Below are 19229 nucleotides of genomic sequence, written 5' to 3' on the forward strand. Positions count from 1 at the left end.
GGTGGAGGAAAAACATGCGCAATACGTCGACCTATCTGCTGTCTGCGGCCGCTATTGTGCTCGCCGGCATGGCTCCCGCCAGCGCAGCCTGGCAGCCGCAGAAGCCGATCGAGTTCGTGGCGACCGCAGGGCCGGGCGGCGGCACGGACAATCTGGCCCGCGCGGTGCAGAACATCATCACGAAGTACAAGCTGACGGACCAGCCGATTGTCGTCGTCAACAAGGGCGGCGGCAGCGGCGCCGAAGGCTATGTGTACGGCAAGGCGTCCGCGGGCGATCCCTATAAGGTCATCTTCGGCACCTCGAACGCCTGGCAGCAGCCGCTCGTGTCCAAGGTCGCCTTCAACTACACCGACCTCACCCCGATCGCGGCCATGGCCCAGGACGAGTTCCTGCTCTGGGTCAAGCAGGACGCGCCCTACAAGACGGCAGGCGACTATTTGAAGGCCGCGGCCGCAAACGAATTCAAGATGGGCGGCGCGCAATCAAAGGACACCGATGAGGTGTTGACGCGCATGATCGAGAAGATCGGTCACGTCAAGCTGACCTACATCCCGTTCAAGAGCGGCGCCGAGGCCGCGGTGCAGCTCGCTGGCGGGCACATCGACTCGCATATCAACAATCCCAGCGAGAGCCTCGGCCAGTGGCGCGGCGGCACGCAGCGCCCGCTGTGCGCCTTCAGTCCGAAGCGTTTGCCGCAGGGCGCCAAGATCACTGCGACCGAAGGCTGGAGTGACGTCCCCACCTGCGTCGAACAGGGTCTAGACATCGCGCAATATGAGCAGCCGCGGACGGTGTGGCTGCCCGGCAAAGTCACGCCGGAGCAGGCTGCGTTCTATGTCGACCTGATGAAGAAGGTTCAGGCCACGCCGGAATGGAAGGACTACATCGAGAAGACCTCGCAGGTCGACACGTTTTTGACAGGCGATGCCTTGGACAAGTTCATCAAGCAAGATCTCGAGCACCTCAAGCAAGTTGCGAGCGAGCAGGGCTGGCTCATCAAGTAAGGCGGTGATGCACCGTGCCATGCCACCCTGTCGTCTCGAGCCTGCAAGGAGTCGTTGATGATATCGCGCCGCGCTCTTGAACTGGCGACCGCCGTCCTCACCGGCAGCTTCGGTGTGGCGGTCGTCGTCTCCAGCCTCGACAACGGCATTGGTTGGTCGAGCGCGGGCGTGGAGTCCGGTACCTTCCCGTTCCTGACCGGCGTCATCGTCGTCCTTGGCAGCCTGTACAATCTGGCGCGCGGGGCCCTGCCGGGCTTGACGCTGGCGAGCGTCCCAATCGCCATCACACCGACCGAGCTGCGCCGGCTTGCAGGCCTGTTCGTGCCAGCGGCGATTTTCGTTGCGGCCATGCCGCTGATCGGAATCTACCTCGCCTCGGCCCTCTACATCTTCGCGGTGCTCGCAGTTCCGAAGCATCAATCCCCGATGCGTTCGTCAATGATGGCGGCGGCAACCGCGCTCGGCCTCTACGTGGTGTTCGAGCGCATGTTCCAGGTGTCGCTTCCGCACGGCGCGCTCGCCGCCGCGTTCGGGTTCTGACGGAGCGGGCGATGGACAATCTCCAGGAGCTCCTGCACGGCTTCGGCATCGCGATCACCCTGTCGCATCTGGCGCTGATGGTGATCGGCGTGCTGCTCGGCATTCTCGTCGGCGTGCTGCCGGGGCTGGGCGCGCCGAACGGCGTGTCGCTGTTACTGCCGCTGACCTTCGGCATGCAGCCGGTGTCGGCCATCATCCTGCTCTCGAGCATGTATTGGGGCGCGCTGTTCGGCGGCTCCGTGACCTCGATCCTGTTCAACATTCCGGGCGAGCCGTCCTCTGTCGCGACCACCTTCGACGGCTATCCGATGGCGCGTGACGGACGACCGACGACGGCGCTCGCCACGGCGTTCGGCTCGGCCGCATTTGGCGCGCTGGTCGGGGTCATCCTGATCACCTTTCTCGCATCATGGGTGGCCGAGGTCGCGCTCGCCTTCGGGCCGCCGGAGTATTTTGCGGTCTATTTCCTCGCCTTCGCCAGCTTCGTCGGCATGGGCGGTGCAGCACCGATCAAGACCGTCGTTGCGCTGGGAATAGGCTTTGCGATTGCCGCCATCGGCATCGACACCGTCTCCGGCAGCGTGCGCCTCACCATGGGCGTCGACGAGCTGGTGAAAGGCGTGAATTTTGTCGTCGCTGTGATGGGGCTGTTCGGCATCGGCGAACTTCTGGTGGCGGTCGAAGAGGAGTTTCACGCCCGCGCGGTCTCCTCGAAGATCGACTGGCGCGAGGTGTTTCGCGCGGTCGGCCGCCTGCCGAGGCACAGCGTTGCGCTGCTGCGCAGCGCGGCGATCGGATGCTGGATGGGCATCACGCCGGGCGGCCCGACGGCGGCATCGTTCATGAGCTACGGCATCGCCAGGCGTTTCTCGAGGCGCGGACGCTACTTCGGCACGGGCGAGGTCGAAGGCATCATCTCGCCGGAGACGGCCGATCATGCGGCCGGCACCAGCGCGCTGCTGCCGATGCTCTCGCTCGGCATTCCCGGCTCTGCCACGGCGGCAGTGATGATGGGCGGCCTGATGATCTGGGGGCTCAACCCCGGACCGATGTTGTTCGTCGATCAGAAGGATTTCGTCTGGGGGCTGATCGCCTCGATGTATGTGGGCAACATCGTCGCGGTCGCGCTGGTATTACTGACGGTTCCGGTGTTTGCCGCCCTGATGCGGATTCCCTTCGTCGTCATCGCGCCCCTGATCGTAATCATCTGCGTGGTCGGTGCTTATTCCGTGTCGAACTCCTATCTCGACGTGGTCATGATGATGGGCTTTGGCATCGTCGGTTATCTCTTCAAGAAGCTGTTCTATCCCCTCGCGCCCTTGGTGCTCGCGATCGTCATCGGCGACAAGGCGGAGGATGCGTTCCGGCAATCGATGCTGATGTCCAAGGGATCGCTTGGAATCTTCTTTGCGAACCGCCTGGTGACGTGCCTGGTCGTGGCCGGCATCGTGCTCCTGCTGCTTCCGCTGGCATTGCAACTGGCGCGCATGTTGCTGCGCAAGCCCGCGTTACCCGGCGATCCGACGACAAGTCAGGAAAAGGTGATCATATGACCTCAAAGCCGCTCATCGCACTTGCGATGGGAGATCCCGCCGGCATCAGCCCGGAGCTGACGGCGAAACTGGTCGCGCTGGATGATATTCGCGCCCGTGGCCGGCTCGTTGTCATCGGCGACCGCCGCATTTTCGACCAAGGCGTCCGCATCGCCGGCGTCAGGCCGGAGCTCAAAGCGGTCGAGCAGGGGGCCGACGTCCGCGCCACCGCGGGCGATGCGCTGTTCATCGATCTCGGCCACCTTGATCCCGCGGAAGTCGAACAGGGCACGGCGAGCCTTGCCGGCGGCAGGTTCGCGCTGGCAAATTACCGTCACGCGCTGGAGCTCGCGCGCGACGGGCACGTTGACGCGGTCTGCTTCACGCCGTTCAACAAGCAGGCGATGCGGTTTGCCCGTTCGGACTATGACGACGAGATCGCGTTCTCGGCAGAGGTCGTCGGGCTCAAGACCGCGGCAAGCGAATTCAACGTGCTCGGCGAGCTCTGGAATGCGCGTGTCACCTCGCACATTCCGCTCAAGGACGTCGCCTCGAAACTGTCCAGCGAACGCATCCAACGCGCGCTCAAGTTGACCGATTCCTGTATGCGCAACGCTGGTTTCGCGCGGCCACGCATTGCCGTGGCCGGTCTCAACCCGCACGCTGGCGACGGCGGCAATTTCGGCCGCGAGGAGATCGATGTCATTGCCCCCGCGGTCGCGGCCGGCCAGCGCGAGGGCATTGCCGCCGAGGGGCCGTTCCCGGCCGACACGGTATTTCTCCGCGCCAAGAGTGGCGTCTTCGATGCGGTGCTGACGATGTACCACGACCAGGGCCAGATCGCGATGAAGCTGATGGGTTTCGATCGCGGCGTGACCATGCTCGGCGGTTTCCCGTTTCCGATCTGCACGCCCGCGCACGGCACCGCCTATGACATCGCCGGCCAAGGCATCGCGTCCACCGGCGCCAGCCGCGCCGCGGTGCTGCTCGCGGCCGACATGGCGGGGCGCCGCGGCGGCTGAATCGGGTGAAGACCAGAAGCTGAGTTGCGAGAGTGATGCAGTCAGTTGATCGGCAATAGCCCGTTCGTCTCGTTGCCGGTCGGTACGAGGAGGGCATTTCGCTGGCGACGCGCGCGACGCCTTGCGGTGATCTGCTGGGAACTAATCCAACATTTGGAACTCGAAATTCCGAGTTGGTCTCGCGTGGCGCGGGTGTCGATCTGTTCGACAAACGGCTTGTCGTTTCCAGCGCCAGGTTCGTACGGGTGAGCTATTCGCGCTAGACAGCCTGATCTGACGCGAACTTCGCGAAGCGCACAGCCGGTGGCGATTTCGGGGCCCACGGCCGCCTGGCACTGGCGCGCATCCTGGGGCGCCACTCTGCCACGGCTCCCCCGTCGCTGATGAGCAGCGCGCGCATTTTGGGCAAAAAGCTAGTGTTTGCATTCCGTTACTGAACGAGGCTTCTTGGCCAGGCGTGTCCTGATGTGATTGGCGCGACTGTGAGTTGTGCCCTGTCGATGTGCAGGCCTTATTATTTGCCCGCAAGTCCCTGTCTGCTACAGTCTCTTCGCCCCACAATGGTTGTGGCCGCCAGCAGTTGCGTCTGTGATGATGATCAGAGTCGACAACACGCACCCGGAAGACGGCTCCGATCAAAGCCGGCCGAAACGGCGCTCGGCGGCCACCGTCTTCATCGATGTCGTCGGATATTCCCGGCTGATGGGAAGTGACGAGGAAGGCACGCACCGACGATGGATGGCGATGCGTGCAGATGTGATCGAACCGCGCGTTGCGTCTAACGGCGGGGAAGTGATCAAGAGCACCGGCGACGGCCTGCTTCTGGAATTCAGGAATCCGGTTGATGCGATCAGCTTCGCGCTCGGTACGCAACTGCATTTGGACCAATCATCCTCTGAAGGCGGTAATCCGCTCCAGCTGCGGATGTCGGCAAATGTCGGCGAGGTCATCGCCGAGCATGACGACATCTATGGGGATGGGGTCAATATTGCGGCCCGGCTTCAGGAGTTTGCAGGGCCGGGCGGGGTCGTCGTTTCGGGAGCCATCCACGATCAGGTGAAGGAGCATCTGCGCTATCAGGCCGCCGACATGGGGTTCCTCACGCTCAAGAACATCGAGCGGCGCATCCGGGCGTTCAAGATTGCGCACCATGAGCTGCGGGCTCCGACAATCTCCGTGGCTCACGCGCTGAAACCGTCTGTGGCCGTGCTGCCGTTACAAATGCTCGGTCTTGAAGCAGGGGACGCTTATCTCGCGCAGGGGATTGTCCACGATATCGTTGCATCGCTCGCGGGTATCCGCGAGCTGTTCGTCGTCTCCAGCACGTCCACTCTTGGTTTCACCAGTCCGACCATCGACCCCGGTGCCGTTTGCCATCGCCTGGGCGTGCGATATCTGGTCACAGGAACGCTCATGCGGAGTGGCGAGCTGCTAAGGATGCGGGTGGAACTGATCGACGTCGACACCAGGTCCATGCTGTGGACTAATCAGTACGAGGCATCGATTACCCAATTGTTCGACGTCCAAGAGAAGATCGCTACAAGCATCGCTTACGCGCTCCTGCCACATATCCACATATCGGAACTGAAGCATGCCGAGCGCAAGATTCCGCAAAGCATGAACGCCTACGATTTGGTGCTGCAGGGGATGTACCGTCTGTATCGTCTCGGCCACGACGACATGCTGGTGGCACGATCGCTGTTCGAGCAGGCTCTGGACCATGATCCCCACTATGCCGCGGCCTATGCGTTGATGGCCAAGTGGTACATTCTGCATATCGGCGAAGGGCACACGACTGACTTCAAGGCCGACTCCCGCGAGGCACTCAGGCTTGCAGCACGCGCGCTCGAGTTCGAACCGTCGGACCCGATGGCGCTTGCCATTTTTGGGCACATCAATTCGTTCCTGTTCGCCGCGTATGATCGGGCCATCGATGCATTTGATCGCGCAATCGGGGGAACGCCAAATTCCGCAATTGCCTGGTCTCTGAGCGCATCGACATATTGTTATCTTGGCGATGGACCGCGCGCGGTGGCCCGAGCATCTTACGGGATGTCTCTATCGCCGCTCGACCCTTACGCCTACTTCTATCAATCGGCGCTCACCAACGCCCACTACACCAACGAGACCTTCGACGAGGCGGTGCATTGGGGCTCGAAGGTGATGGCCGCGGCTCCGCAGTTTGTCGCGAATTTGCGGCTCCTTGCTGCGAGCCTTGTGGCGGCCGGTTCTCTCGAGCAGGCGCGCGAAGTTGGAGCCGCGCACATGCGAATTGATCCGTCGTTCTCGGTTGAAAAGTATTGCAGTTGGTACCCGATCAAACAGCCGGAACGACGCGCCTTGCTTGCAGAAAGATTGATTAAAGCCGGGCTGCCTCGCTGACGGCGAGACGAACAGCTTCGCAACACTTGCTTGCCTTTGAGACACAGGTTCCCGCAGAACAGCTCTGGAGGACGACATGGGAATGGGTATGGGGATGGGCATGGGCATGGCTTTTGGCGCCACGCCGCCCGAGCTCGGCTTCCGACCTCTCACGCTGCAATACGAGCTTGGTCCAAACTCCGCCCCGAGTTTTCCGGACAAGTCGCTGCCAACGAGAGCGTGGCAAGGCAGAATCGGGCCATGGGATCCCGATGTCCTCTCGCTGCTCTTTCTCATCGAGTTCATCGAAAAATGTGGACCCGGCTGGAAGGCTATCAACCTCGCCGGACAGCAGCCCGACTTGCTCGGTTGGCAATCCGCAGCCAATTCGGCATTCGTGAACGCCGAGATCCATCATCTCCAGCAGCTCATGCAAACCGACCGCGAGCGCTACATGGCCGAGATCGTGATCCAGCATGATAATGCGCCCGCCTACTGGGTGAGCATGCTGAGCATCAACAGCCATGCGCACTTCAAGACACTGGTCGTCATGAACCTCGCGGTGCGCATTGGCCAGATCGTGGCGGCCTATTACAAGAAGAAGTACAAGCGACCGCGACCGTCGTTCGTGTGTCCGGGCCTTGTGCCGGCTTTCGGTCCGCCGGCTCACGCCTCGTTTCCGAGCGCTCATTCCCTCCAGAGCTGGTTGTTGTCGCTGTTTCTCGCAGAAGTGCTGCCCGACTACAGCAATGAGCTGAATTGGCTTGCAACACGGGTCGCATTCAACCGCGAGCGTGCGGGCGTGCACTACCCGAGCGACACCGCTGCGGGCGAATTCATCGCCCGCGCGTGCAGGAACATGATCAAAACTCCGAACCAGTGTCCCGACATCATCAAACTGTTTGGCGAGGCCAAAGCGGAGTGGGATCTCTCAATTTCATCCACCCCGCCGACGAGCGAACCGTTCCCGGGCTTCCCACCCTAGGCAAGATCCGGATCTGCAGCGGCGCGTTAAAGGCAGAGCAGCCAGAACTGAATGTTCCCGTCTCGCCGGAGCTGGTTGCGGCCCTATTGTAGTGTCCAGTCCCGATAACCCAGATTGTTGTCGGTGCGGATCAGCTCCGCCAGCAGCATCGGGCCGACGGCACACGGCAGGGTGCAGTCGTCATCGATGTTGCTGCGGTCGCCGGCAACGGTCGCTCTAACAAGTAGCGCATTTCTGACGCCTGCCTGTGGTGTCCACTCGAAAGGTCCAAACTTCACCATTTCTCCGGGATGAACGTCCTGGGGCTGATAGTTTCCCTGGAGCTTCTGCCAGCCGCCTCGCGCGACGTCCCAGGTTTCGGTCGCATCGCCAATCGCTGCGAAAATATCTACTGACGCTGCGATAGCCGGCTGGTCGCCGCGATTGCCCAGTTTGACATAAACATAATTGACGTAGCCCGATCGCGGCGGCTCGCCTGGCGCACCGCAGTCCGCGCCGTTGCAGACCCACAGGACCTGCGGAAGCGCATGCCAGCCGTCAGTGTAGCCGTATGATCCGGCGCGGCCGTCGTCGACATAGACATCAATTGCCGGCGGCCGTCCCGGTTCGTTTCGGCAGCCGCCCGGCGCGAGCTGATATAGGCCCTGTTGCTCGAACGCCCAACGGATGACCTTGTGCAACATACCGCCACGCCGTTTCGACCCCTCATAGTCGAGATCAGGCGTGCCGACGTCCGCTTCCATCAGGGCGGTTGCGAACTGACCGGCCTCGCTGGTCGGCTCGGTGTCGACCAATCCGAGCGAAGCGATCGCGCGCAGGATGAGGTATGTGCAGTGATAGGCGGCTGCTCTGCGGCGTTCGATATCAGGCTGGCACTGACCTGTGTCGTTGCGGCTGAGCGCGTCGCCGCCCAAGGCGCAATAAAGGCGGAACAGCGTGCTCGACAGGATCTGCTCCGCATTGTAGCCGGCGGGATCCCGTAGCCCATAGGTGGGATTTGGTCTCTCATACTGTGTGCCGTTCCAACCCCATCCGTCCTCGACCTTTCGGTCGTGGCGCCGCAGCGGTAACTGGATGAAGGGGAACGTTACGCCGCGATAGGGAGCCGGAAGTTTCGAGGAAGGATCGCCATTGATCGCCGCCAGCGCATCGCCAGCGCTGTGAGCAAAGTCAAACTCAGTTGAACCAGTCGCGGCAAGGATCAGAACATGACAGAACTCGTGCCACACGAAACGGACGTCGGCGGCCAGGCCCAGCGGGTTTTTCCAGGTATCGGCAAAATCGGCCAGCCCGAACAGCATCCTCACGTCCCAGCTTGGCGCCAGTTGGTCAGCCCGGAACGGCGTCACATACGCATTGATGCCCCGACCATCGCGTGCTCCCGAGCCTGTCAACATCTTGGCCCGATGTTCGACGGTCAAAGGCAGCGCAACCTTTCCGAAATAGTCTGCAAGAACAAATCCGAATTGCTCCACCAGCTGCATCATTGAATCGCAATGATAGTAGGCGCTCACTGCGGCAAACTCGTTGGTTCGGGACGAGAAGGCGAAGGGAGCTCGCTGCTGCGGCGGATCGTAGTCTTTCCCCAGCGCCGCCGGCGTGAGCACCCGCACGCGTGGTCCCGAGAGCTTGCGGCGCCCGCCGGGGACGTGAACAAGGCCGAGCAACCCAACCGGCTCGCGTTCGTGATCAAGCAGGTCGGCACAGGTGTCGGGACGTAGCTCGAAAGCGCCCGTCCTGCTGTCGGGATCACTGGCGAAAGCATATCCCGCGCAAGCTGACGCGATCGGCGCCTTGCGCACGATTTCGTTCTCGAGAGGATCGAACAGGACCCGATGTGGAATCGAGTCGCCGCTCGCCACGGGCAGGAAAACCGTAGCGTTGATCGCCAGGCCTAGTATGCCGCCATAGACGGCGCTGCGTTCGTTTCGAAGGTACGCAACGAGCGTCGCATCCTCGATGCGGGCCGTTGAAACAGGAAGGCCCAGGAGCGGAGCCAAAAGGCCAACGACCATGTCCGCGGGGAGATTGTCCGCCCACCTCCCATCCAGGCGACCGAACGCTCTCTCGACTCGGTCTGATGCGATCGACAGATGAGCGTGCTCGATCGTCGTTAATCGTGCACTGGTGATCTGCGGGGTTTGGCCCCTGTGATGGATAACGAGCCGTATGCTGTGGCCCAGTGCATCGGGCACGAACTCGGCATTCTGCTCGAGCGGAGCTGTCTGTTGGCACCAGACGATCGTCGTCTCGATTTCTGAATTGCGTTTCAGTTCACGAACGGGCGCCCATCGAAACCTCGACTTGCCGGCACGACGCGGTTCGTCGGACTCGACCGTATCACTGAGGTGGTCCCAATCGCCCTGTTCGAGCGGCAACAACCCTCGTTCGAGCGCTGCCTCGTTCAGATAAGCGAGTGCTGCCCGCTTCGCCGACTGGCCGGGCTCAGCGATGGCCGGCGTCTGCAAGTGGCGCAGCTCTCGAATGGTCCCGTGAGCATCCCTCTCAATCGAAAGATCTGGTTCTTGCGGAAGAATCACAGCTCACCTCACGGGTCTCGATCTCCGGCACGACGAACATGAGCATGCTCCTGGTGGTTGCGAGAGGCAAGCGCCCGTCTTCTCTCGGCCAGGTCGTGCAGGAGCGGCAAGAAGGGGATACGCACCCCAAGCGCTTATCCGGGCGCGGAACGGCGCAATGCACCGGAGCCGCGTCACGATCGCGCGACGATCGTCCGTTTTGCCCGAAATATCAAAGGGTTTAGGGCAGCCAGCGAGGCATCACGCGTCCAATCGCGGCTACTTTGCATGGGGTTGTTTTCGTGATTTTGTTCGGGCCTGCGATCCACCGACCTCCGTCGTCGGCATCGGCCCTTCCGCCGCCTCACGCCCCGCAGATGATCACGCCGTACCAGCCGAGGCCGCGATAAGTCTCGTAGCCGGGCGTTGCATGGAACGCGACCAGGGTGCCCGAGTGGTCCTGATAGAAGCCGGAGCGCTGGCCGTTCAGCGAGAGCGCGATGCGCTCGCTCAAAATGCCCTGGCCGTCGGAGGCCGCGATCACGCGAAAATTGGAGTCGACCAGCAGCACGCGCGCCTTGTCGCGGTCGCCGACGCGCACGCCTTGCACGATGGCGCGGGCCTGCGCCTCCCAGTCGAATTGGATCGCGAGGACGCCGACTGGCGCGCCATTGCCGTGACTGTCGCGATTGCAGGAGGGGCGGATACTCACAGCTTCGCGAGCCATGTTGCGAGCGGCGTTTTTCCGAGCCGCGCCTCGCCGAGCGGGTTCAGCGAGGTGTCGTTAATGGCGGCGCCGTAATACTGCGCGCCTGGGTCTCCGACCACTGGACGACTGTCGCCGGACGCCTTCAGGCGTCGCGCGACGAATTCATTGAAGGGAGCCTTCTCGGGGCCTGCGATATCGATCGTGCCGTTTAGCGGCCGCCCCGTCGCGGTCTCCACGAGGCAATCGACTACATCGTCGGCCGCGATCGGCTGAAACAGCGCCGATGGAACGATGATATTGCCTCCGACTGCCCCCGCTTCACCAATGGCGCCGAGGAACTCAAAGAACTGGGTGGCGCGGACGATCGAGTAGGGGATCGAAGACGCCTTGACGATGGTCTCCTGGGCGAGCTTGGCACGAAAATAGGAGATGTCGGGCGAGCGATCGGTCCCCACGATCGACAGCGCCACATGATGCTTGACGCCGGCAGCGGCCTCCGCCGCGACAAGGTTGATGCTCGATCGCTCGAAGAATTCGAGTACGGCGGCAGGCTCCCAGGACGGTGCGTTGGCCACGTCGACGACAACGTCCGCCCCCGCCAGCGCCGCAGCGAGGCCTTCGCCCGTTACGGCGTTCACGCCCGAGCTTGGCGAGGCTGGCACGGCCTCGTGGCCCTGCTGCTTGAGCTTCGCCACGAGCTTGGATCCAATCAACCCGGTTCCGCCGATCACGACGATCTTCATGGCATGTCTCCTCTGCATGTTGCGAACGTGAGATGACCAAGGGCGGAGGTTACTCACGCTCCCGACGTGAGCCGCGTTTTACAGGAGCAATGGGGCAGGCTCTTGCCCGGAACGGGCCTACGTTGCCGAAAAATGCTCAAGACGTTGCGTCGCGTTGCGGCGGCAATCCGTCAGGGATCGTGCCCTTATGTCCCAAACGCGCGCCCACCTGCCGCAGATTGTCGCGTCTCTTTTGCGCAGGGAGGGCGACGGCAGGCTGGCCCTTGCACGCAATCGCAGATTTCGACAACGTCGCTCTGTGCCTGCAGCGGTGCGGCCGTTGCGTCGTTGAGATGTGACATCAAGGCGTGAAAGCCATGGGCGAGCCGATCCCTGAACAATATCGACACCTCCGAACGTTCGCGTTCGGCGACAGTCCCGCGCTCGCGGATGAATTGCTCGAACTTGTCATCAAGGGCATCAAGACTGCGACTTGCAGCACGGAAGACGAGCCGAACACGTCCGCGCCCGGTGAGCGCTGGGTGGTGCTCGACGGGCGCGCAGAACCACGCTGTGTCATCGAAAGCACCGAGGTGACCTATCGACGCTTCGACGAAGTCGAGGCCGACTTTGCGTTCGACGAGGGAGAGGGCGATCGGAGCCTGGCCTATTGGCGCAGCGCCCATCGCACCTATTTCGGCCGGCTGGGACGGTTCAGCGAGGACATGATGCTGATGTGCGAGCGCTTCCGCCTGATCGAGGTCTTCGGCAATCGCCCGAAGAGCTGATATTTGCGTGCGCAGCGAAGGCTCTACCGGCTGCCACCGGGGATAGGTAAATTGCCAGACCGACAGATTACGCAATCGTTGCAGATTGCCAGTGTTCAAACGATCGAGCGGGGCAAAAAGCCCTGTGTTGTCAGGCCCATTCTACTGTGCATGGGGTTGTTTTTCAGATTTTGAGTTGACGGTCAGCGTCATCGGGGCCGCCTCACGCCCCGCAGATGATCACGCCGTACCAGCCGAGGCCGCGATAAGTCTCGTAGCCGGGCGTTGCATGGAACGCGACCAGGGTGCCCGAGTGGTCCTGATAGAAGCCGGAGCGCTGGCCGTTCAGCGACAGCGCGATGCGCTCGCTCAAAATGCCCTGGCCGTCGGAGGCCGCGATCACGCGAAAGTTGGAGTCGACCAGCAGCACGCGCGCCTTGTCGCTGTCGCCGACGCGCACGCCTTGCACGATGGCGCGGGCCTGCGCCTCCCAGTCGAAATGGATGGCGAGCACACCGAGCGGCGCGCCGTTGGCCTGGCCGCCGGCGCGGACGTTGGCGCAATAGGTCGCGACCTGCGCGTTGCCGAGCAGCGGCTGGTTCTCGACGTCACCGGCGACATAGTCGTCGCCGGAGCGCAGGCTCTTGGCCTCGCGAAACCATTTGGTGTGGGCGACGTTCTGGCCAACGACGCGAAAACGGTCGGCGCGGCTATTGGCGATGACGTTGCCGTCGAAGTCGCAGAGCCACAGATCGAGATAGACGGTGTAGGCGCCGAGGATCACGCCCAGGCGCTCCGACGCATGCGAGACCGCCGCAGCGCCCGGGGAGGCCGCGCAATCGACCACGGCGGAGTCGGTCGCCCACCAGCGCACATCGCAGGTGCGCTCATAGAGATTGCGGTCGATCAGCTCGATCGCGTTCAGGGACAGATCGACCATGCGCTCGCCGCGCGAACGCTGGCTCATGCGTTCGATCGAGGCAACGAGGTCGCCGGTGCGCTTGGTTAGCTGGGTTTCTAACTCGCGGGCGATGGTCTCGACCTGCTGGCCGACGCCGCGCACCTCCTGCGCAACCACCGCGAAGCCGGCGCCTTGCACGCCGGCGCGCGAGCTTTCGATCAGCGCGTTGAGCGCCAGCATCTTCATCTGGTTGGTGATCTGCTGGATCGACTTGGTCTTGTCGACCGCGATCTGGTTGACCTCTGCAGTCAAGCGGTTGATCAGTGCGGAGATGTCGGAATTATCGTCGGGCGCGGTGGTTCCGTTCGCGATCGGCTTGGCTTTCAGACCCAGCGCTGCAGACATCGGGTAACTTCCCCTGGCAATGAGGCCTGATCTGCAAAGAACCCTGAACAACAAATTACAGATCGAATACGAGTCTTTTTCGAGGATTCCGCCTAACGCCCGATTAATTTGCTGTTCGGCGGAATGCCTAAATGGTAGTCACTCCTGCCTGCAGCGCGGCCATCCACCGCTTTGTGCCCGGCTGCCGTTGCAAATCCCGAGGGATTGCCGGCCAATCCCTTAAGTGAGCAACCGGACGCCTGCGTGATAGTCCGGCCCCGAGTTCCCAACAGTCAGTCTCTCGAATCATGACGCCGCCCGCCACCGCCTTGCCGGTCGAAGCGCCCCACGCCTTCCTGGGCGTGGCACGCTCGTTCACGGACAAGCTCTGGCGCGACCGGCTGGACGCGCGCGGAGCGGCCAAGGCGCTCGCCATCGTGCAGCGCCATCAATTGCCCGAACTCCTGGCGCGAGTGCTGGCCGGCCGCGGCGTCGACATCGATGCGGTGTCTGACTTCCTCGATCCGACCATCCGCAAGCTCCTCCCGGACCCGTTCACGGTCACGGAAATGGAAGCTGCTGCAAAGCGGATCGCGGACGCGGCGGTGCGGGGCGAGACGGTCGCGATCTTCGGCGACTACGACGTCGACGGTGCCACTTCGGCGGCCTTGCTTGCCTGGCACCTGCGCCATTGCGGGCTCGATCCGCTGATCCACATTCCCGACCGGATTTTCGAGGGCTATGGCCCGAACACGGAAGCGGTCCGCGCGCTGGCCGCAAAGGGCGCCACGCTGCTCGTCACCGTCGATTGCGGCACCACCAGCATCGAGCCGCTCGCCGAGGCGAAACGCCTCGGCATGTCCGTGGTCGTGATCGACCACCACCAATCCGGCATCGACCTTCCCGAGGTCGACGCGCTGGTCAATCCGAATCGTCCCGACGATCTTTCCGGCCTCGGCCATCTCGCGGCCGTCGGGCTGGTGCTGGTGACGCTGGTTGCGGTCAATCGCGAGCTGCGCCAGCGCGGCTTCTGGAGCGGTGAGATGCCGGAGCCCGATCTGCTCGGCATGCTGCATCACGTTGCGCTCGGCACGGTGGCCGACGTGGCGCCGCTGATCGGCCTCAACCGCGCCTTCGTCGCCAAGGGCCTGATCGCGATGCGGCGGCGCGATCATGTCGGCCACACCGCGCTGATGGATGTGGCGCGCCTCAACGGGCCGCCCGAGGCCTGGCATCTCGGCTTCATGCTCGGGCCGCGCATTAATGCCGGCGGCCGTATCGGCCGCGCCGATCTCGGCGTGCGGCTCCTGCTCGAGGGCGACACCACCGAGGCCGCGCGCATCGCTGCCGAGCTCGACCGACTCAACGGCGAGCGCCGCGTCATCGAGCAGGCGGCGGAAGCGCAGGCCGAAGCCGAGGCGCTTGCCTCGATCGGGCTCGAGGACAAACTCGGCGTCATCGTCACGGCTTCCGAAGGCTGGCATCCCGGCGTGGTCGGCCTCGTTGCCTCCCGGCTGAAGGAGAAGTTTGCGCGGCCCGCTTTTGCCATAGCACTTGAGCCCGGCGGCATCGGCACCGGTTCGGGCCGCTCTATCGCCGGCGTCGATCTCGGCAAGGCGGTGCGGCAAGCAGTGGTCGACGGCATCTTGCTGAAAGGCGGCGGCCACGCGATGGCCGCTGGCGTGACGCTGCGCAAGGAAAAGCTCGCCGAATTCCGCGCCTATCTCGAAAGCACGCTGGCGCGCGACGTCGCGGAGGCGCGCCATGTCAACGAGCTCTATATCGACGGCGCGGTGTCCGCGCGCGCAGTGACGACGGAGCTCGCGACCACACTCAACCGCGCCGGTCCGTTCGGCAGCGGCAATCCGGACGTCGTGCTGGCGCTGCCGGCGCATCAGCTCGTCTATGCCGACGAGGTCGGACAGGCGCATCTGCGCCTGCGCTTCAAGTCCGGCGACGGCGCCATTGTCAACGGCATCGCGTTCCGTTCGGTCGGCCAGAAGCTCGGCAATGCGCTTGTGGCCAACCGCGGCCAGCAGCTGCACGTGGCAGGCTCATTGTCGGTCGACCGCTACCAGGGCGCCGAACGCGTGCAGTTTCGCGTCCTTGACGTCGCGCTACCCGATCAGGGACCCTCCCTGATCAGATAAAAATCCGCAAACAACAAAAAAAGGGAGTGAACATGGCAGGGCAGGTTGAAGACAAGGTCGCGCTGGTGACGGGCGGCGCATCGGGCATCGGTGAAGCCGTCGTCGAGCTGTTCGCGCGCGAGGGCGCCACGGTCATTGCCACCGACATCGACGAGTTGAGGGGCCCCGAGCTCGCCAGGCGCATCACCAAGGCCGGCGGCAAGGCGATCTTTCTGGAGCAGGACGTCACCAGCGAGGAGCGCTGGATGGAGATAGCAGCCGAGATCGCCAAGCGCTACGGCCGGCTCGACGTGCTCGTTTCCAACGCCGGCATCGGCATTGCCGTGCCTTCGATCGTCGACATGACTCTCGGTGATTGGCGCAGGCAGAACGCGATCAATCTCGACGGCGTCTTTCTGTCCGTGAAACATTGCCTGCCGCTGATGCGCAAGATCGGCGGCGGCTCCATCGTCATGATGTCCTCGCTGGCGGGCCTGCGCGGCTCGCCGGGGCTGTCGGCCTATTCGGCGACCAAGGGCGGCGTGCGGCTGTTCGCCAAATCGATCGCGATGGAGTGCGCGGCGGCCGGCGACGGCATTCGCGTCAACTCCGTGCATCCTGGCATCATCGATACGCCGATCTGGGGCAAGATCCCGACGGGTGCGACCGGCAATCAGGGCAATGCGCCGATCGATCCCGAGGAGCGGGCCAGGGTCGTCACGCCGCTCGGCCGCGCGGGACAGGCCGCCGAGATCGCCAGCGGCGTGCTGTATCTGGCCTCCGATGCCTCGCGCTACGTCACCGGCACCGAGCTCGTCATCGACGGCGGCATGAACGCTGGCGGCGTGCCGCGGCGGGCCTGAGTTGCGCAGGGCAGGGCGGCGCTCGCAGGGGCTGACGCACTGGCGTTGCCCCTGTACAACGCCAGCGTCTTCGGATCGACAGAGGTTTCCTTCGCCATGGCGCACGGCCTTCACGCTTCCTCACCAGCAGCTGTCCACTCGAACCGGCCGGACTTCGCCACTGACGCGATCCGCACTGCACGCGAGGATCTCGCCGCCTGCTTCCGCATGGCGGCGCGCAACGGATTTGAGGAGGGGATATGCAACCACTTCTCGGCCGTCGTGCCGGGTCATGACGATCTCTTCCTGGTCAACCCCTACGGCTACGCGTTCCGCGAGCTGACGGCGTCAAAGCTCCTGATCTGCGATTTCCACGGCAACGTGCTCGATGGCGACGGCGAACCCGAGGCGACTGCGTTCTACATTCATGCCGAAATGCACAAGCGCCTGCCGCGTGCCAAGGTCGCCTTCCACACCCACATGCCCTACGCCACCGCGTTGTCGATGACCGAGGGCGATCCCCTGATCTGGGCCGGGCAGACCGCGCTGAAATTCTACGGGCGCACGGCGGTGGACCGCGACTACAACGGCCTCGCGCTCGACAACCGCGAAGGCGCGCGCATTGCGTCGGCGGTCGGCGACGCCGACATCGTCTTCATGAAGCATCACGGCGTGATGGTGCTGGCGCCCACCATCGCGGAAGCCTGGGACGATCTCTACTACCTCGAGCGTGCCGCCGAGGTGCAGGTGCTGGCGATGTCGACGGGGCGAAAGGTTCTGCCGGTCGATCCCGCGATGGCGGCGGCAACCTACCAGCAGATGCGCGAGGGCGATTCCGAATCCGCGCGCCTGCATCTTGCCGCCATCCGTCGCCAGCTCGATGCCGAGGAGCCGCAATACCGGCATTGAACTCTCGGTGGCGTCATTCCGGGGCGCGCGTAGCGCGAACTATGATGCGCAATTGCGCATCTGAGAATCCATCGAGCGGCAAGCAAGGCGGATAAATGGATTCCGGGCTCGCGCCAAGCCAAGTGGCGCGCCCCGGAATGACGAAGTGAGAGAGTTTGCTTACGACCCCTGCCGCAGCTTCGCCAGCACCTTCAACCCGCCATAGCCGTCCGCCGGCGTGATCCCGGCCTTCTGCTGAAAATCCTTGATCGCCCTCATGGTGTCGTTGCCGACGCGGCCGTCGGTGCCCCCGGTATCGAAGCCGGCTTTCGTCAACCGTGTCTGCATCTCCTGCACCTCGGCCAGCGTCAGCGCGCGCTCGGAGCCGGGGAACGGCTGGATGAAGGGCGGAGCGCCAAGGCAGCGGTCGCCGAGATGGCAGATCGCCAGCGCATAGTTCATCGAGGGATTGTAGCTCTTCACCGAGTAGAAATTCGGGCCCAGCAGGAACGTCGGTCCGCCCGCAACCGGCGTCCACATCTGCGCAGACGCAGTCGGTTGCGGAAACGGCTGTCCGTCGGCGCGGGTGACGCCGGCTGATGCCCAGGCCGCATAAGTGCGGTTGCCGCTGACGTCGCCGGGGGCGCGCACCTCGTAGCCCCAATGCTCGCCGCGGCGCCACTTGCCGCGATTGACGAGATACTTTGCGGTCGAACCCAGCGCATCGTCGGGCTTGCCGAACGGCGAGACCTTGCCGTCGCCGTCATAATCGATGCCGACATTGAGCCAGACCTCCGGCATCCATTGTGAATGCCCCATCGCACCGGCCCAGGATCCGCGCATCTCGTCCGGCGTGCTCCAACCCTTGTCGACGATCCGCAGCGCGTTGATCAGCTCGGTCTCCCAATAAGCCTTTCGCCGCGGCTCGTTCCAGGCGAGCGCGGCGAGCGAGGGAAACACCGGCGTCATGTGGTTCTGCTGCACCAGGGGATCGCCGTAGGCGGACTCGACGCCCCACAGCGCCAGCAGAGTGCCGCGCTCGACACCGAAGTCGCGCTCGATGCGCGCAAGCAACGCCTCGTTGTTCTTCAGCGCAATCTTGCCGTTGATGATGCGCCAGTCGGAGACGCGGCGGTTGATGTATTGCCAGACCTGCTCGTGGAATTCCGGCTGGTTGCGCATCTGCTTGAACACGCTCATGTCGGGCTCCACGCGCGCCATCGCGCGCTGCCAGGTCGCAGCCGAGATCCCTTTTGCCATTGCACGTGCACGAAAACCTTCCCGCCATTCATCGAAGCCGGGAGGCGTTGCGCCGAGGACGCAAGTGGGTGATGCGAGCAGGGCGGCTACGCCGAGCGCAGAGTTCAGCAGGGCGCGGCGGGTCTGGTTGGCCGAAGAATCAGCTTGTTTCATGGAGTGATTGTAGCGGGAAACATGATCCCTGTGAGTCGGTTCCTGGAAACGCAGGAACAGCCGACCGCCCCGGCGTTCCCCGGAACAAACGCTCGCGCTCACGCATTCCCTCCGCACGAGCGCTCCGATCAATCGTCGAGGCACTTTCCGCAACGCGGACCCTTATGTAAGGACAATTCGGGCTGAATGAAGATACGCACGCATTCGGAAAGCCATGTCGTCCAGCTCGACGACGGATCAAACTGGCAGATCTTTCCGGGCGATCTTGCAACGACGCTAAGCTGGAAACCGGAGACGGATCTGCATCTGGAGCACTGCCGTGACGGGGTAAGTTCGCATGTGCTGGTGAACGCTGCGGACCAAAGCCGTGTGCGCGTGATCGGGGCGGACGACACCTGGCCCGACGGCGAGGTTAAGAATGCGTTGAAGGGCGGGTAGGGCGCCTTTCCCCAATATCGATACCCCCAACTTTAGGCCTGCCGCTTTACGCTCGATTCGTTCCTGTCTG

General features: G+C 63.4%; 15 protein-coding genes and 1 pseudogene. 11 read left to right on the forward strand and 5 right to left on the reverse strand.

The window, feature by feature from the left end:
* The first annotated feature begins 14 nt into the window (after nucleotides 1-14).
* From FXV83_RS06320 to FXV83_RS06345, 6 genes are all read left to right on the forward strand, one after another.
* On the forward strand, nucleotides 15-1007 hold the full coding sequence (locus FXV83_RS06320) for a Bug family tripartite tricarboxylate transporter substrate binding protein (RefSeq protein ID WP_148738347.1): 993 nt from the start codon (nucleotides 15-17) through the stop codon (nucleotides 1005-1007).
* 57 nt (nucleotides 1008-1064) lie between these two features.
* Nucleotides 1065-1547 (forward strand): tripartite tricarboxylate transporter TctB family protein, encoded by a 483-nt coding sequence (locus FXV83_RS06325; RefSeq protein WP_148738348.1) that lies wholly within the window; start codon nucleotides 1065-1067, stop codon nucleotides 1545-1547.
* 11 nt (nucleotides 1548-1558) lie between these two features.
* Nucleotides 1559-3100 (forward strand): tripartite tricarboxylate transporter permease, encoded by a 1542-nt coding sequence (locus FXV83_RS06330; RefSeq protein ID WP_148738349.1) that lies wholly within the window; start codon nucleotides 1559-1561, stop codon nucleotides 3098-3100.
* Nucleotides 3097-4101 carry a 4-hydroxythreonine-4-phosphate dehydrogenase PdxA gene (locus FXV83_RS06335; RefSeq protein WP_148738350.1) on the forward strand — a complete coding sequence of 335 codons (1005 nt, stop codon included), beginning with the start codon at nucleotides 3097-3099 and terminating at the stop codon, nucleotides 4099-4101. The genes FXV83_RS06330 and FXV83_RS06335 overlap by 4 nt, the downstream gene beginning before the upstream one ends.
* Before the next feature lie 591 nt (nucleotides 4102-4692).
* Nucleotides 4693-6483 (forward strand): adenylate/guanylate cyclase domain-containing protein, encoded by a 1791-nt coding sequence (locus tag FXV83_RS06340; protein WP_148738351.1) that lies wholly within the window; start codon nucleotides 4693-4695, stop codon nucleotides 6481-6483.
* 76 nt (nucleotides 6484-6559) lie between these two features.
* Nucleotides 6560-7447, forward strand: a complete 888-nt coding sequence (locus tag FXV83_RS06345; RefSeq protein ID WP_148738352.1) for a phosphatase PAP2 family protein — start codon at nucleotides 6560-6562, stop codon at nucleotides 7445-7447.
* A gap of 83 nt (nucleotides 7448-7530) precedes the next feature.
* On the opposite strand, the gene FXV83_RS06350 is transcribed toward FXV83_RS06345, so the two are convergent.
* The 3 genes and pseudogenes from FXV83_RS06350 to FXV83_RS06360 all read right to left on the reverse strand — a co-directional run bounded on the left by FXV83_RS06350 (nucleotide 7531) and on the right by FXV83_RS06360 (nucleotide 11418).
* Nucleotides 7531-9987, reverse strand: a complete 2457-nt coding sequence (locus FXV83_RS06350) for a hypothetical protein (protein WP_148738353.1) — start codon at nucleotides 9985-9987, stop codon at nucleotides 7531-7533.
* A 343-nt stretch (nucleotides 9988-10330) separates the two neighbouring features.
* A pseudogene (locus FXV83_RS06355) lies at nucleotides 10331-10642 on the reverse strand (methyl-accepting chemotaxis protein); the annotation flags it as partial.
* A gap of 32 nt (nucleotides 10643-10674) precedes the next feature.
* Complete coding sequence (locus FXV83_RS06360) at nucleotides 10675-11418, reverse strand: SDR family oxidoreductase (RefSeq protein WP_148738354.1); 744 nt, start codon at nucleotides 11416-11418, stop codon at nucleotides 10675-10677.
* A gap of 356 nt (nucleotides 11419-11774) precedes the next feature.
* Here FXV83_RS06360 and FXV83_RS06365 point away from each other — a divergent pair, with 356 nt between their 5' ends.
* On the forward strand, nucleotides 11775-12185 hold the full coding sequence (locus tag FXV83_RS06365) for an ASCH domain-containing protein (protein ID WP_148738355.1): 411 nt from the start codon (nucleotides 11775-11777) through the stop codon (nucleotides 12183-12185).
* A 202-nt stretch (nucleotides 12186-12387) separates the two neighbouring features.
* Here FXV83_RS06365 and FXV83_RS06370 read toward each other — a convergent pair whose 3' ends face one another.
* Nucleotides 12388-13470 (reverse strand): methyl-accepting chemotaxis protein, encoded by a 1083-nt coding sequence (locus FXV83_RS06370; RefSeq protein WP_148738356.1) that lies wholly within the window; start codon nucleotides 13468-13470, stop codon nucleotides 12388-12390.
* A gap of 287 nt (nucleotides 13471-13757) precedes the next feature.
* Between FXV83_RS06370 and recJ the strand changes: the two genes are divergently transcribed.
* From recJ to FXV83_RS06385, 3 genes are all read left to right on the forward strand, one after another.
* Nucleotides 13758-15599 carry a single-stranded-DNA-specific exonuclease RecJ gene (gene recJ, locus FXV83_RS06375; protein WP_148738357.1) on the forward strand — a complete coding sequence of 614 codons (1842 nt, stop codon included), beginning with the start codon at nucleotides 13758-13760 and terminating at the stop codon, nucleotides 15597-15599.
* A gap of 32 nt (nucleotides 15600-15631) precedes the next feature.
* On the forward strand, nucleotides 15632-16441 hold the full coding sequence (locus FXV83_RS06380; RefSeq protein ID WP_187435698.1) for an SDR family NAD(P)-dependent oxidoreductase: 810 nt from the start codon (nucleotides 15632-15634) through the stop codon (nucleotides 16439-16441).
* Between the two features lie 96 nt (nucleotides 16442-16537).
* Nucleotides 16538-17329: an aldolase gene (locus tag FXV83_RS06385; RefSeq protein WP_148738359.1), complete on the forward strand. Its 792-nt coding sequence runs from the start codon at nucleotides 16538-16540 to the stop codon at nucleotides 17327-17329.
* A gap of 159 nt (nucleotides 17330-17488) precedes the next feature.
* On the opposite strand, the gene FXV83_RS06390 is transcribed toward FXV83_RS06385, so the two are convergent.
* Nucleotides 17489-18721 carry a lytic murein transglycosylase gene (locus FXV83_RS06390; RefSeq protein WP_148738360.1) on the reverse strand — a complete coding sequence of 411 codons (1233 nt, stop codon included), beginning with the start codon at nucleotides 18719-18721 and terminating at the stop codon, nucleotides 17489-17491.
* A 186-nt stretch (nucleotides 18722-18907) separates the two neighbouring features.
* Between FXV83_RS06390 and FXV83_RS06395 the strand changes: the two genes are divergently transcribed.
* A complete protein-coding gene (locus FXV83_RS06395; RefSeq protein ID WP_148738361.1) occupies nucleotides 18908-19159 on the forward strand; it encodes a hypothetical protein in 252 nt (83 codons plus the stop codon).
* Nucleotides 19160-19229 lie beyond the last annotated feature (70 nt).

Origin of the sequence: Bradyrhizobium hipponense (genome assembly GCF_008123965.1) — a bacterium.
GTDB classification, from domain to species: domain Bacteria; phylum Pseudomonadota; class Alphaproteobacteria; order Rhizobiales; family Xanthobacteraceae; genus Bradyrhizobium; species Bradyrhizobium hipponense.